The sequence below is a fragment of the Flavobacterium sp. ASV13 genome (genome assembly GCF_000745775.1).
Classification (GTDB): Bacteria; Bacteroidota; Bacteroidia; order Flavobacteriales; family Flavobacteriaceae; genus Flavobacterium.
In genome coordinates this window covers 36,443-51,825 of sequence record NZ_JQJY01000011.1, presented here as the reverse complement: position 1 = coordinate 51,825, position 15,383 = coordinate 36,443, and the positions used below count along the sequence as shown (strand labels likewise).

14 protein-coding genes are annotated in these 15,383 nt (G+C 32.8%); 9 read left to right on the top strand and 5 right to left on the bottom strand.

From position 1 onward, the window contains the following. Positions 1–288: 288 nt before the first annotated feature. Positions 289–627 (bottom strand): hypothetical protein, encoded by a 339-nt coding sequence (locus GQ47_RS20440; protein ID WP_035652465.1) that lies wholly within the window; start codon positions 625–627, stop codon positions 289–291. Between the two features lie 67 nt (positions 628–694). Then, complete coding sequence (locus GQ47_RS20435; protein ID WP_035652462.1) at positions 695–1,375, bottom strand: DUF4294 domain-containing protein; 681 nt, start codon at positions 1,373–1,375, stop codon at positions 695–697. Positions 1,376–1,456: 81 nt separating this feature from the next. Here GQ47_RS20435 and GQ47_RS20430 point away from each other — a divergent pair, with 81 nt between their 5' ends. The 8 genes from GQ47_RS20430 to GQ47_RS20395 all read left to right on the top strand — a co-directional run bounded on the left by GQ47_RS20430 (position 1,457) and on the right by GQ47_RS20395 (position 12,232). Further along, on the top strand, positions 1,457–2,545 hold the full coding sequence (locus tag GQ47_RS20430; protein WP_035652460.1) for a M42 family metallopeptidase: 1,089 nt from the start codon (positions 1,457–1,459) through the stop codon (positions 2,543–2,545). A 60-nt stretch (positions 2,546–2,605) separates the two neighbouring features. Further along, positions 2,606–3,286 (top strand): response regulator transcription factor, encoded by a 681-nt coding sequence (locus GQ47_RS20425; RefSeq protein ID WP_035652457.1) that lies wholly within the window; start codon positions 2,606–2,608, stop codon positions 3,284–3,286. Then, positions 3,283–4,641 (top strand): HAMP domain-containing sensor histidine kinase, encoded by a 1,359-nt coding sequence (locus GQ47_RS20420; protein WP_035652455.1) that lies wholly within the window; start codon positions 3,283–3,285, stop codon positions 4,639–4,641. Before GQ47_RS20425 ends, GQ47_RS20420 begins: the two co-directional genes overlap by 4 nt. Before the next feature lie 87 nt (positions 4,642–4,728). Beyond that, complete coding sequence (locus GQ47_RS20415; protein WP_051951698.1) at positions 4,729–5,976, top strand: TolC family protein; 1,248 nt, start codon at positions 4,729–4,731, stop codon at positions 5,974–5,976. A 12-nt stretch (positions 5,977–5,988) separates the two neighbouring features. After that, complete coding sequence (locus GQ47_RS20410) at positions 5,989–7,074, top strand: efflux RND transporter periplasmic adaptor subunit (RefSeq protein WP_035652452.1); 1,086 nt, start codon at positions 5,989–5,991, stop codon at positions 7,072–7,074. A 4-nt stretch (positions 7,075–7,078) separates the two neighbouring features. Further along, a complete protein-coding gene (locus GQ47_RS20405) occupies positions 7,079–8,344 on the top strand; it encodes a carbohydrate porin (protein WP_035652451.1) in 1,266 nt (421 codons plus the stop codon). 78 nt (positions 8,345–8,422) lie between these two features. Next, complete coding sequence (locus tag GQ47_RS20400) at positions 8,423–11,521, top strand: efflux RND transporter permease subunit (RefSeq protein ID WP_035652449.1); 3,099 nt, start codon at positions 8,423–8,425, stop codon at positions 11,519–11,521. A gap of 108 nt (positions 11,522–11,629) precedes the next feature. Continuing rightward, positions 11,630–12,232: a DUF2238 domain-containing protein gene (locus GQ47_RS20395; protein WP_035652447.1), complete on the top strand. Its 603-nt coding sequence runs from the start codon at positions 11,630–11,632 to the stop codon at positions 12,230–12,232. A gap of 92 nt (positions 12,233–12,324) precedes the next feature. Here GQ47_RS20395 and GQ47_RS20390 read toward each other — a convergent pair whose 3' ends face one another. Continuing rightward, complete coding sequence (locus tag GQ47_RS20390; RefSeq protein ID WP_035652445.1) at positions 12,325–12,708, bottom strand: ankyrin repeat domain-containing protein; 384 nt, start codon at positions 12,706–12,708, stop codon at positions 12,325–12,327. A gap of 372 nt (positions 12,709–13,080) precedes the next feature. Between GQ47_RS20390 and GQ47_RS20380 the strand changes: the two genes are divergently transcribed. Next, a complete protein-coding gene (locus GQ47_RS20380) occupies positions 13,081–13,617 on the top strand; it encodes an SRPBCC family protein (protein ID WP_035652441.1) in 537 nt (178 codons plus the stop codon). A 77-nt stretch (positions 13,618–13,694) separates the two neighbouring features. On the opposite strand, the gene GQ47_RS20375 is transcribed toward GQ47_RS20380, so the two are convergent. Beyond that, positions 13,695–14,072: an ankyrin repeat domain-containing protein gene (locus GQ47_RS20375; RefSeq protein WP_035652438.1), complete on the bottom strand. Its 378-nt coding sequence runs from the start codon at positions 14,070–14,072 to the stop codon at positions 13,695–13,697. A gap of 151 nt (positions 14,073–14,223) precedes the next feature. Further along, positions 14,224–15,357, bottom strand: coding sequence for a glycoside hydrolase family 26 protein (locus GQ47_RS20370; RefSeq protein ID WP_081909396.1), 1,134 nt, complete (start codon positions 15,355–15,357; stop codon positions 14,224–14,226). Positions 15,358–15,383 lie beyond the last annotated feature (26 nt).

Sequence of the window (15,383 nt, the reverse complement as noted above, 5' to 3'; positions counted from 1 at the left end):
CAAGCTTTTCGAAATCTTTTTTGAAAAAAAATTTTCATCCCGATTCCGTATTCTTGTCAGCATTTCAGTGAACGTCTTTCGTTGTTGCGGGTGCAAAAGTAGAACCTTTATTCAGTTATACAAGCTTTTTCCATGTGTTTTTTTCATCTTTTTTCGGATTATTTCTTAACTCACTGATAACAGATTCTTTACAATCCAAAAATTTTTACCCATCTGTAGCCTTTTTCTGAATTATGGTGCAGTTTTCATGATTTTACCGGGTTTTCATCCGCAGCTTTTAGCGGGTTTTTAATCTTTCGGCCTCTTTTCTGAACAAAAAACAACCTTTTGAACTGGAATATTTGGCGGTTTTGATCCCGGAAAGACGCGAAAGTCCTGAGTTTTCTTCCTTTCAGGCTCTCTTTTACCCGGAATCTTCCCTTCTTCCTCTGGATTTCTTCTGAAAACAGCTCCCATAGCCCCGATAGAAGCGGAAATCCTTTTGCTTTTTTCTTTAAAAAGCAAAAGATTGGAGCGGATAGCGGGAAACAGCTCCTTATATACAATCCAAAATTCGATTATTTTTACTCTTATATATAGTATAGTATGAAATAATTTCCTCCTTATATATATGTATAGAAAAAACAAAACCGTTAGATTTTAAAATCTAACGGTTTTAATTACATATATTATAATAGATGATTAGGCTACTCTTCTATTGATTCGCAGGAGCTTTTGCTTTTTCTTCCCACTTATTCATTAAATCATTATAATTAATTGGATTTGCTGCTTTTTGATTTACTAATCTTCCTGATTCAAAAGCACGCTGAAGAATTGTTTCAATTAAATAATCTTCATTGACTTCATAAGGATTGTATTCTGCTTTTAGACTTATATCAAATAAATTGGCTGTTGTATTTGAAACAAATGCTTTGAATCCGCTTTTAAGGGTTTTTATTAAATCATATGTTGTAATTCCTGTTTGGCGGTGAACCAGCTTTACTAAAATCTGACCTTGCTTTCGCGAAAGCTTTTTAAGTCTATCTTCAAATTCATTGTTAAGATAGTCTTCAACGATTTTAAAATATTTCTTTTTTTCACGGTTTGAGTTCAAACGCGCCATACCTTTATTTAATGCCGTCAATCTATCTGCTGCTAATTTTGCATACGGATAGACTTTGTAAACTCTGTTTTGAAGAATCAAAAATTGTTTTTGCGCCTCGGGATCGAGCTTTTCTTTTGTAATGATTATCTCGGGCAGTTCTATAGTATCACCTAAAATAGAATCTTTTTCTGTTAAAGCATAGCCCATTTGCTGATTCTCTTTTGGCGTAACCTGAGCACGGCTTGAAAGTGAAAACAATATAAAGAATAAAAGAATGCTGGTAAATCTCATTGAGTCATAATTTAAATGTAAAATTATATATTTATATACAACTCTAATACCAAATTTATAATTTAGCAAAAAAATATTTTTATGAGTTCAAATTCTATCTTAAAAGATACTTCAATTGCTTTCCTTGAAAGCTATCTAAATAACGCATCGCCTACTGGATATGAAAGCGAGGGACAAAAACTTTGGATGCAATATTTAAAACCATATGTTGATACTTTTATTACTGATACTTATGGAACTGCTGTTGGAATTATTAATCCAGACGCACCTTATAAGGTTGTTATTGAAGGACATGCCGATGAAATTTCATGGTTTGTAAACTATATTACAGACGATGGATTAATATACGTAATTCGAAATGGTGGTTCTGATCATCAAATTGCACCTTCAAAAAGAGTTCATATACATACTAAAAAAGGAATTGTAAAAGGTGTTTTTGGATGGCCAGCAATTCATACTCGTTTACGTGATAAAGAAGAGGCTCCGAAATTAAGCAATATCTTTATTGATTTAGGATGCGAAACCAAAGAACAAGTTGAAGCTATGGGAGTTCATGTTGGATGTGTTATTACTTATCCTGATGAATTCATGATTTTGAACGAAAATAAATTTGTTTGTCGTGCCATTGACAACAGAATGGGCGGTTTTATGATCGCTGAAGTTGCAAGACTTCTTCATGAAAACAAAAAAAAGCTTCCGTTTGGATTGTATATAGTAAATTCTGTTCAGGAAGAAATTGGTTTGCGCGGTGCTGAGATGATTGCACAAACTATTAAGCCGAATGTTGCTATTATAACTGATGTTTGCCATGACACTACAACTCCGATGATCGACAAAAAAGTCGAAGGCGATCTAAAAATGGGTAAAGGGCCTGTAATTGCTTATGCTCCTGCTATTCAAAATAAATTACGAGATTTGATTGTTGATACAGCCGAAGAAAAAGAAATTCCGTTTCAGCGAAATGCAACATCAAATGCTACAGGAACTGATACTGATGCTTTTGCATATAGTAATGGCGGCGTAGCGTCAGCTTTGATCTCACTACCTTTGCGTTACATGCACACTACAGTAGAAATGGTTCAGAAAGAAGATGTAGAAAATGTTATCAAGCTTATCTATGAATCTCTGTTGAAAATTGAAAACAACGAAACTTTTTCTTATTTTAAATAAAAAATATAAAGCATAAATTAGGCTGTTTTTAAAACGGCCTAATTTATAAATAAGTTATATATGAAAATTTTATTGCTCGAAGACGATTTTACTTTATCGAAAGAAATCTCCGCATTTTTTTCTTCGAAAGGCTTTGAGTGCATTCCTTATTATGATGGCGCGTTATTGTTGAAAAAATATGCTCCTCATGAATATGATTTAATCATTCTTGATATTAATGTTCCCGGTACGAATGGCATTGATGTTTGCAAAGGCGTTCGTGAAAATGATAAAAAAACGCCAATAATTATGTTGACGGCTTTCAGTGAAATTGACGACAAACTTGCTTCTTTTGACAATGGCGCCGATGACTATTTAGTAAAGCCTTTTCATTTCGAAGAATTGTTTGCCCGAATTTCATCTTTATTAAGACGAAAAGAGATTCCGCAGCAAACTGAGAAAAAAATCACAATCGAAGATTTGGAAATTTTTGAAGAAGAAATGAAAGTATTTCGCTCAGGCGAAGAAATCAAACTTACTCCAAAGGAGTTCAAGCTGATTATGATTTTGGCTCATGCCAAAGGAAAAGTCCTTTCAAAACAATTTATTGCTGAAAAACTCTGGGATTATCATATTGAAACCAATCAAAATACGATTGAAGTCTATATTAATTTTCTTCGAAAAAAAATCGATAAAGACCACGAAACAAAACTTATTCGAACTAAAGTCGGCTATGGCTATTATTTAAGCAATCAGGAATGACATTAAAAAACAGAATATCACTTTTGGTAAGTTTGCTGTTTACAATCCTTTTTGGATTGGCTTCAACGGTGATATTTGTTTTGTATTCCAATTTTCGAAAAGAAGAATTCCGTGATCGTTTAGAAATTAAAGCGCTTTCGAACATCAAACTTTTGGTAAATGTAAAAGAAGTTGATGATCAGCTTTTGAAAATTATCGATCAAAATTCAATCAACAAATTGTATGATGAAAAGACTTTGGTTTTTGATTCTCATTTCAAACTGATTTACAGCAGTATTGATGATGCAAAGATAAATTGGTCTGTTGAAGATTTAAAATATCTGAAAAAACATAAAACCTTTTTTAAGCAACAAGGCGACTATGAAGTTTATGGCGTTTTTTATGATACTAAAGACAAAGATTTTTATGCTTTAATTTCGGCTACAGATGATTATGGAAAACGAAAGCTTCTTTTTCTTCGTTATACTTTAGTCGTATCTTATATATTTTTCACTTGTATTTGCTGGGTCTTGACATCCTTCATGGTTAAAAAAGCTATGAATCCGTTGAGTGTATTTCATCAAAAAATAAAAAATATAAACGAAAATAATCTTGATACGCGTGTAGAATCCAAAAGCAATAAAAATGAAATTGATTTGATTGCAAACGAATTCAATTTCATGATGGACCGAATTGAGATTTCATATCAAAAACAAAAAGAATTTACCGCACACGCATCGCACGAATTGCGAACGCCTTTATCCAGAATCACTTCGCAGATTGAAAATGTTGTTACAGATCCTGCCACTTCTGAGAAAGGAAAATCATTTTTAAAAACCATTTTATCAGACGTAAACCAATTGACAGAATTAATTAATTCTTTATTGATTCTTTCGAAAATTGATAATAAGAATCACGAAAACACAGAAGTTCAACGCATGGACGAAATCTTATTTTCGGCCATAGAAAATTTAAATAAAAGCTTTCCTGATTTCGTAATTCTTTTTGAAATGGAAGAAAGCGATAATCTGGATTCTGTTTTAGAAGTAAAAGGAAATAAAAATCTTTTAGAAATTGCACTCGGCAATATTTTAAAAAATGCTTGTGTATACTCCGATGATAAACAAGCCAAAGTCAAAATTAGCGAAGAGAATAATCATCTTGTAATTTCAATTTCGAATAACGGAAAAACCTTAAGTGAAGACGAGCAAAAAAATCTTTTCCAGCCTTTTATGCGAGGTAAAAACTCAAAAGGAACTTCAGGCTTTGGGCTTGGTCTGCGTATTGTTCAGCGAATACTTTCTCTGCACAACACAACTATAACCTACAGTGTTCCAACTGATAATATAAATTTATTTCAACTTTTCTTTCATTAATATTCTTTTTTAAGGTATTTTTAAGGTAGATTTTAAGGTTACTTAAAGTCTGTCGATAGCATATTTGTACAACTTAAAATTGATACAATGAAAAAAGCATATGCATTTTTTCTGCTTGTTATTCTAAATCAAGCAGTAATGGCTCAAAAAACAATCACTCTTCAAGATTGTGAAAGTCAATTTCTTAAAAAAAATCTTTTTTTGCTGGCCTCTCAATATAATATTGATGCTTCGAAAGCGCTGACGATTCAGGCAAAAATTTGGGACAATCCAGCTTTAACAGCAGAATTAAATGCTTACAATCCCGATGCAAACAAATATTTTGACATTGGAAAAGAAGGACAAAAATCCTTTGGTATTGAGCAGTTAATTTATTTAGGCGGAAAAAAACGCAATGAAGTAAAATTGGCGCAAACCAACGAACAATTAGCTGAATTACAATTTAATGATCTTTTGAGGACTTTAAAACTTCAATTGCGCAAAAGCTTTTACACTGTTTACTACAATACAAAAAGTCTTGAAACGACAGATCAGCAACTTGCCCATATTGAAGATTTAATTAACTCCTACTCCGTTCAGGCACAAAAAGGAAATGTTCCTTTAAAAGATGTTGTTCGTTTGCAGTCGTTGTATCTCAATTTTAAAAATGAACGAATGGAAGTCGTAAATGACAATATTGAAGAACAAGGTAATTTGAGATTATTGCTGAATTCAACCGAAAATATAGTTCCAGAAGTTTCAAAAGATGAATTCAGCAAATATTTGAAAACAATGCCTTTCGATTTAAAATCTTTAGAAGATCAAGCCATTACCAACAGACCTGATTATTTGGCTAAACAAAAAGAAATTGATGCAAATGAACTAAATGTAAAATGGCAAAAATCACTTTCTATTCCTGATTTAACTTTAGGTGCAAATTATGATCAACGAGGCGGCGCTTTTAATAAGGAAGCAAATGTAACACTTGGTATTCCGCTTCCGCTTTGGAACAAAAACAAAGGAAATATTAAATATGCACAAACCATTTTAGAACAGTCTAAAGTTGAAAAACAAAACTTTGAGCTGCAATTGCAAACAGAAATTACTTCGGCCTGGAACAAATGGGAAGAATCACGTAAAAATTATTCGGTAATAAAACCAACCGTGAATGCCGACTTTGAAGCAGTTTACAACGGAATGCTTAACAACTTCCAAAAACGAAATGTGAGTTTACTAGAATTTACCGATTTCATGGAAAGTTATAATCAGGCTACGATTCTAGTAAATGAACTAAAGAAAAAACTGGCCCTTTCAGGCGAAGAACTAAATAGTACAATCAATAAAGACTTATTCTAAAAATATAAACAGATGAAACATAAACTAATTATAGGAATTGCAATCGTGAGTTTATCCCTAGCAAGCTGCAAAAAAGAGGTAGAAAATCCGCAGACTAATTCGTCTTTTGCATTAAGTGATTCAATGCTAAAAACAACTACAACTGCTGTCGCGCAAACACAACCCGTAACAAACGAATTGAATTTTTACGGAAAAATTACCGCTGACAATAACAAAATGATTGATGTTTATCCTTTAGTAGGCGGAAATGTAATAAAAGTAAATGTTGAGCTTGGAGATTATGTGCGTAAGGGACAGGTTTTAGCAACCATTAGAAGTACTGATATTGCTGATTTTGAAAAACAATCACTTGATGCTAAAAGTGATTTATTGGTAGCCAAAAACAATTTGAAAGTTGCCCAAGAATTATTTGACGGTAAATTAAATTCTGAAAGCGATGTGCTTCAGGCGAAATCTGAAGTGACTAAAGCACAGTCACAATTAGGAAAAATTCAAGAAACCTATAAAATTTATAATATTAAAGCAGGTTCTATATATGAAGTTACAGCGCCAATAAGCGGTTTTATTATTCAAAAAAGTATTAATCAAGATATGCTTTTAAGAAACGATCGTTCTGAAAACATTTTTGATATTGCAGAAATAAGCGAAGTTTGGGCGATGGCTAACATCAATGAAATGGACATCAATAAAGTAAAATTAGGAATTGATGCCGATGTAACAACTTTAAGTTATCCTGATAAAGTTTTTAAAGGAAAAGTCGATAAAATTTTCAACGTAATTGATCCTGAAACAAAAGCAATGCAAGCCCGAATTAAACTTCAAAACTCAGATTATTTATTGAAACCTGATATGAATGCCAACATAAAATTATGTTTCAAAGAAAATAATTCAATGATTGCGATTCCGAGTGATGCCATTGTTTTTGATAAAAGCAAAAACTTCGTAATGATTTTTAAAGATCGTCATAATATAGAAACCAGACAAGTTGACGTTTACAGAGTCGTTGGAAAAACAACTTACATTTCAAGTGGTCTGAAAGAAAATGAAAAAGTCATAACCAACAATCAGCTATTTATTTACCGCGCCTTAAACGAGTAGGAAAATGGAAAAATCTGCAAAAATACTGGGGTTTGCTACGTTATTTGTTTCAACGCTTTCATTTTCTCAAGAAACAGATTCGATCCGAAAATATAGTCTGAAATTTCAAATGACGTCTATATATCAATATCATCCCGCTTTTCATGCAGACTATTCAGGAACAAATAGTATGCATCCAGAAGATGAAGGCGCATTATCATTAACATCAACCTTATATCTTGATGTTCCGCTTTGGAAAGGTGCTACAGTGACTTTTAATCCTGAAATGTCAGGAGGAGAAGGATTATCGTCAGCCAGAGGGTTGGGAGGTTTTCCAAACGGAGAAACTTTCAGAATTGGAGATACAAAACCTGTAGTTTATGTGGCAAGAATGTTATTGGAACAAAAATTTCAGTTTAAAAATAATCAATCATTACAGTTGGTTTTTGGAAAATTTGGATTATCAGACTATTTCGATAACAGTCTTTATTCGCATGATCCCAGAACACAATTTTTGAACTGGTCGCTAATGACTTACGGAGCTTGGGATTATGCTGCAAATACTAGAGGATACACAGATGGTTTGTATGCCAATTATCAATTTGATACCTGGCAAATAAGAGGTTCCTTAACTGCATTACCTACGTATGCCAATGGTCCAAACGTTGAATTTAGCTTCGCCAATTCGAATGCGATAAACATAGAAGTGGAGAAAAAAATCATCTTTAAAAATAATGACAGCGCCAATATAAAATTATTAGGCTTTAGAAATGTAGCCGGAATGGGTAATTATGACGAAGCAAATTCCAATTTCATAACAACTCCTGATATTCAAAGTACAAGACAAAATGGTCGCACCAAATACGGAATTGGTTTAAATATGGATTATACACACAATGATAGCTGGGGACTTTTTGGTCGAATAAGCTATAATGATGGAAAAAACGAAACCTGGGCATTTACAGAAATTGACCGATCGGCGCAATTGGGAATTCATTTGAATGGAAAAATGTGGAATCGAAATGATGATTTTGGCGGAATTGCGCTCGTAGCAAACGGATTGTCAAATCCTCACAAAGAATATCAGAAACTTGGAGGAAATGGTTTTATGATTGGTGACGGAACTTTAAATTATGGAATTGAGCAAATTGTAGAAGTTTATTACTCCTTTTTGGTACCCAATACACATATTACATTATCGCCAGATTATCAATTCGCAATGAATCCGGCTTATAATAAAGATAGAGGTCCAATTCAATTTTTTGCCTTGCGTTTTCACACCGAGTTCTAATCATATAAAATATGCATTCTTAAAACGAAGCAACAGAATTAAAAAAATAAAAATTCATCATTAAAAATACTTTTTAGAATGAACAAATTCATTAGAAATATAATTGCTTTTTCGCTTAAGAATAAAGCATTCACCTTTTTTTGGGTGGGATTACTGGCAGTTGCAGGATTTATTTCTTTCAAAAATATGCCTATCGACGCCTTTCCGGATGTTACGAATACTCAGATTATCATCATTACACAATGGAACGGAAAAAGTGCCGAAGAAGTAGAGCGATTTGTAACTTCTCCAATCGAGATTTCGATGAACTCGGTTCAGAAAAAGACCAGCGTTCGAAGTATCACAATGTTTGGATTATCTGTAATTAAAATCATTTTTGATGATGGTGTCGACGATACTTTTGCACGCTTGCAGGTAAATAATTTATTAAAAAATGTTTCGCTTCCTGATGATGTGGAGCCAGATGTTCAGCCTCCGTATGGTCCAACCGGAGAAATATTCCGATATATTGTAAAAAGCGACAGCAGAGACAGCCGTGAATTATTAACTTATCAAAACTGGGTTATTGACAAACAGCTTCGTGCAGTTCCTGGTGTAGCAGATTTGAACGTTTTTGGAGGTCAGACAAAAACATATGAAGTTGGAGTTGATCCAATTAAATTGGCTAAATATAACATTACACCTTTGCAGGTTTATAATGCCGTAAATGGCGGAAACTTAAATGTTGGTGGAGATATTATTGAAAAAAACGGACAGGCATTTGTTGTTCGTGGTGTTGGACTTTTAAAATCAATTTCGGACATTGAAAACATTATTGTTGATGATGCCGCAGGAAATCCGATTTTAGTAAAAAATGTTGCGAATGTTTATGAAAGCGCAATGCCAAGGGTTGGACAAACCGGAATTGGAAAAAACGATGATGCCGTTGAAGGAATTGTCGTAATGCGAAAAGGCGAAAACGCACAGGAAACATTAGCTTTAATTAAAGATAAAATAAAGGATTTAAATGATAATATCCTTCCGAAAGACATTAAAATTGAAACTTTCTATGATCGTGATAATTTAATGAATTTCACTACCGAAACAGTAATGCACAATTTATTCGAAGGAATTATTCTGGTTACCTGCGTCGTATTCTTATTCATGGCCGACTGGCGAACAACTTTTACCGTTTCTATAGTAATTCCGTTATCCTTATTATTTGCGTTTTTATGCTTAAAAATGATGGGAATGAGCGCCAACTTATTGAGTTTGGGTGCAGTCGATTTCGGAATTATTATTGATGGTGCGGTAGTTATGGTTGAAGGATTGTTTGTTGTACTTGATCATCGAGCACATCAATTAGGAATGACGGCTTACAACAAAATAGCAAAAGGAAGCTTGATTAAGAAAACCGGAACTGAAATGGGAAAAGCCATTTTCTTTTCGAAATTAATCATCATCACAGCATTATTGCCAATATTTTCATTCCAGAAAGTAGAAGGAAAAATGTTCTCTCCTCTAGCCTACACTTTAGGTTTTGCTTTAATGGGAGCATTACTTTTTACTTTGACGCTGGTACCGGTTTTATCACACATTTTATTAAATAAAAATGTAAAAGAAAAACACAATCCTTTTGTGAATTTCTGGGACAGAATTGTTGGAAAAGGTTTTGCCTGGACATTCAAGCATAAAGTACAAACGCTGATTACTTCTGTGGCTATATTAGTTACTGTTTTCTTTTCTGCAACTTTTTTAGGTACAGAATTCCTTCCTCAATTAAACGAAGGCGCCTTATGGGTAACAGCAGAATTGCCAATGAGTTCGTCACTTCCTGAAAGTGTCCAAACTGCAGCAATGATTCGAAAAGACCTGGAAAGTTTTCCTGAAGTGAAAAAAGTGCTATCACAAACCGGACGAAGCAACGACGGAACAGATCCAAACGGATTTGGTTTTATTCAGCTACAAGTTGATTTAAAACCAAAATCGGAATGGACACGAAAAATTTCAATGGATGATTTGATTAATCAAATGGATGAGAAACTGAAAGTTCATCAAGGAATTACTTATAATTATTCTCAACCTGTTATTGATAACGTAGCCGAATCTGTTGCCGGTTTTAAAGCTTCAAATGCTGTAAAAATTTATGGTGATGATCTTGATAAATTAGATGAATTATCCAATGAAGTTTTAGACAAAATCAAAAATATTCCAGGAATAAAAGATGTCGGAATTCTTCGAAATGTTGGACAGCCAGAAATCAGTGTAATTTTAGATCGAGAAAAAATGGCTGCTTATGGCGTAACATTAAGCGATGCACAAGCGGTTTTAGAATTGGCATTTGGAGGAAAAACAGCTACAGAAAAATATGAAGATGAAAAGAAATTTGATGTCAGAGTTCGTTTTTCAAAAGAATATCGAAAAGATGAAGAAGATTTGGCTGAACTAAAAGTTCCAACAATCAGCGGCGTTAAAATTCCGCTGAAAGAAATCTGCGACATCAAAACGATAACTGGACCTGCTTTCATTTACAGAGACAACACAAAACGTTTTATTGGAGTAAAATTCTCTGTTCGTGATCGAGATTTAGGAAGTACAATTGCTGAAGCACAGAAAAAAGTAGCCGAATTAAAAATGCCTGCTGGCTATACAACAGGCTGGACTGGCGAATTTGAAAACCAGGTGCGTGCGAGCGCCCGTTTGACTCAAGTAGTGCCAATCAGTTTAATTGGGATATTTGTTTTGCTCTTTATTTTATTTGGAAATATCAAAGATTCATTGCTTGTTTTAGCCAATGTTCCGTTTGCGGTTATTGGAGGAATTATTGCGCTGCATATTACGGGTATGAATTTTGGTATCTCGGCAGGTGTTGGTTTTATTGCTTTACTAGGAATCTGTATTCAGAATGGTGTAATTTTGATATCCGAATTTCATCATAATCTCAAGGCAAAATTTACGCTCGAAGAATCTATTTTTATGGGAGTAAAAGCAAGAACAAGAGCGGTAGTAATGACAGCGTTAATGGCTTCAATAGGTTTGATGCCCGCTGCAATTTCAACAGGAATTGGTTCTGAATCGCAAAAACCTCTTGCAATAGTAATTATCGGTGGTTTAGTCACTGCAACTATTCTGACGCTATTAGTTTTCCCAATTATTTTCTGGGTTTTCAATCGCAAAAAGAATGTTCCAATTGAATAAAAAATAAAAAACTTAATCAGACAAAAGCATCATTAATTTTAATGGTGCTTTTTTTATTTCCTTTACAAATTAGTTTAATATCTTGCATTACAACTATAAAACTGATTTATGAAATACATCTATTTTCTCATAACCATTTTTTCAATTTCTTTATTGGCTTCGGTAATAAATCCAAAAGAAGGATTTACTTGTTTTCTTGAAATCATTCCGGCTATAATAGGATTTCTGATTTTAGCTTTCACTTTCAAAAAATTCCGATTCACCAATTTTACTTATACTTTGATTTTAATTCATTGTATTATTTTATTTATTGGAGGTCATTATACATATGCCGAAGTTCCGCTTTTTGATTACATAAAAGAAATATTTCATCAAAGCCGAAATAATTATGATAAAGTTGGACATTTTGCGCAAGGTTTTGTTCCTGCAATGATTATTAGAGAATTATTTATCCGCAAAGAAGTTATCAATAATAAGAACTTTTTCAATTTTATTATTGTCTGTATTTGTTTGGCTATAAGTGCCGCGTATGAATTTATAGAATGGTTTGTTTCTCTGGCAACCGGAGACGGCGGAGATGCTTTTTTAGGAACTCAGGGTTATGTTTGGGATACACAATCTGATATGCTGTTTGCAACTATTGGTGCAATTACAGCTTTGATTTTATTCTCCAGATTTCAGGACAAGAAAATCAAAGAAATTAATTTTTAAAACTTCTTAATATTATAAAATAAAAAACGGCCCTCTGCTCAAGGAAGGCCGTTAAGTATACTAACTCTAACTCAAACTAGATTTAAACTGTATTATTTTAAATCTTTTAAAATTGCAATTGCTTCAGTTGCATTTGACAATTGTGCATATTTTAATGCTGTAAAACCTTGTTCGTTTTTATCTTCTGGACGTGCTCCATTTTCTAATAAAACTTTAAGTATCTCAACTTTGTTATAACGTGCTGCGATCATCAAAGGTGTCATATCCTCAGATTGTTCGTTTACATTTGCTCCATAAGCAATAAATTTTTTCACTACTTCTAAATCTCCTTTGCTTACTGCTACGTGCAATGGCGCTGAGAAGTTTCTAGAAACTTCGATTTTTGGATTTCCAACTAGTGATGTGTGATTTGCTGCCATTGAAACATTGGCAAAAGCTACTAAAGCTACTCCTAAAATAATTACTGACTTTTTCATGTTGATTGATTGTTAAATTGATTGATTATTGATGATTTTTAATTTCGATGTAAAGGTAATTTATTTTTATGTATTATGCATAACAAAGTACCTTGCTTTAACTAATTCTTAACATTCAATTAATATAAGCGCTATAAATCAAACTGAACGTTAATAATTTGCTTTCTTAATAGACGCACAAAAAGTCAATATGTTACAGTTTAAATTAAAAAAATATAAAAAATCTTATGAATATTTTTTTAAGCTAAATAATCAAATGATTTCAAGCTGTTTTCATTACACTCAAAATCAACACATAAGGCCTTTTATTCAAAGATTTTATGTACATTTAATAGAACAAAAACATCTAACAAACTTAAAACCGAAAAAAACATGAAAATCATCAAAAAAATTCTAATTGCTTTAATTTTAATACTTGCTGTTATACTTATTGCAGCTTTTTTTATGCCTAAAAATTATGCTGTAGAAAGAGAAATAACGATTAATAAACCCGTTGACTCGGTTTTTAATTATGTGAGATCCTTAAAAAATCAAAATGAATTTAGTGTTTGGGCAAACTTGGATCCAAAAATGAAATCGACTTTTTCTGGCACAGACGGACAAGTTGGATCTATTTCGGCTTGGGAAAGTGAAGTAGAAAATGTTGGTTCTGGTGAACAAGAAATTACAAAAATTACGGAAGGAAGACGCATTGACTTTGCTCTACGTTTTAAAGAGCCTATGAATGATACTGCGGAAGGTTTTATGTCAACAGAAACTGTTTCTGGAAATCAGACAAAAGTAAAATGGGGAATCAATGGTGTTATTCCATATCCAATGAATATTATGCTTCCCTTCATGAAAATGGATGAAATGATTGGAAATGATTTACAAAAGGGATTGGAAAATCTGAAAAAGAAATTAGAATAATATTCACTAAAACATAAAGCAAAAGTGCAATTCAAAATAAAATCTGAATTGCACTTTTTTTATTGCTTTTAATTAAATTATTTCAAGCTTTTCAGAATAGCAATTGATTCAGTTGCTTTTGCATATTCTGCATAATTTAAAGCCGTAAAACCTTTTTCATTTTTATCAGAAGGTGTTGCTCCATTTTTTAGCAGCATTTTTATGATTTCAAATTCATTAAATCGTGCCGCAATCATTAATGGAGTCATATCATTCACCATCTTATTAAGATCTGCACCGTATTGGATAAATCTTTTAACACTTTCAATATCACCTTTGCTTATTGCAAGATGCAGCGGCGATTTTGTATTAGTAGAAAACTCGATTTGATTTTTAATCATAAATTTTAAACTTGATGCATTTAATACATTTCCGAATACTAAAATTGCTCCTAAAATAATTACTGTTTTTTTCATGATGATTGTTTATTAATTGATTGATGATGATTTTCTATTTAGACGACTAAACAATCAATTAGGTTGCATCATTTAAAAAAATATAATAAAAGAAGAAAAAGCGCAATCCCATTTTAGCAGAATTGCGCTTTCTAAAATATTTGATAGAGAACTAAATTTTAAATTGACTACTGTAAATATTTTTTAAATCCTTTTCAAATAAAGTATAAGGATCTTCATAAAATTGAATAAAGTCTGGCGCGCTGATTTGCCCTGGAAATGGAGCAAAATAATGGGTTGGATTTGTGCTGTCATTTCTCCATACTAAAACATAAGCCAATTCTAAATTTTCAGATTTCAGTGTTTTAAACAATATTTCAGTCCACCATTTTTCATTTGGAATAGATTCTAAGCCTGTTTCTGTAAAAGCGGCCAGTTTTTCTTTTTTAATTGCCAAATCTGAAATTATTTTAAGCCTCTTTACTCCTGCTTCAAGATTGTATTTTCCGTCACGACCAAAATCGGCATAATCATCCATTCCAAACATATCTACAAAATTATCACCTGGATAACGTTCCAAATATTCTGTTTCCGAATTAAATCTGATATCCGGAGAAAAAGCATAAATAAAATTGTGAACGCCCAAAGTATCTCGCAAATAGGAAACCGTAAATTGCCAAACTGCAATAAAATCTTCGCGAGAAGTATATTTTTTTCCCCACCAAAACCAATCGCCGTCAAATTCATGATAAGGCCTGAAAATCATTGGCGCCAAAGTGCCATCTTTAGCTCTGACTGAATGCGCAAAATCAGCAATTGTTTTTAGAATTTCTTTGTATTTCTTGTGATGTGAACCACCGGGTTTGATCAATGCCATTGCGGGAGAAGAAACAGAATCTTTCCAATAAAATCCATTTTCAGAAACCGGATTATTAAAATGCCAGGAAACAGTAGTAATGCCGCCACGTTCATAAGTTGCAATTACATTTTTTCTTAGCATTTTTTTAGTCTTTTCAATTACATCTTTTGAGCTCCCAGAGAAATCGCTGAAATCAATTCCTACCACAGCCGGATGTGATCCTGTAACCGATTTTACATCAGAACGATTCGGTTCATTTTTCCAACCATGCCCATATTCCAGTGCATGTTGATGTCCAAAAAGAATATGATTTTTAGAAATTAATTTTAAATTCTGATATAAAATTTTGGTTTCTTTTGTGGCTTTTTTATCAATTTGCGCAAAAAGAAAATGCCCTGCTGTCATAAATAGAAACAGAAGGGCATTTTTTATTATTGTTGATTTCATGGTTTAAATAATTAGTTTAAACCCGA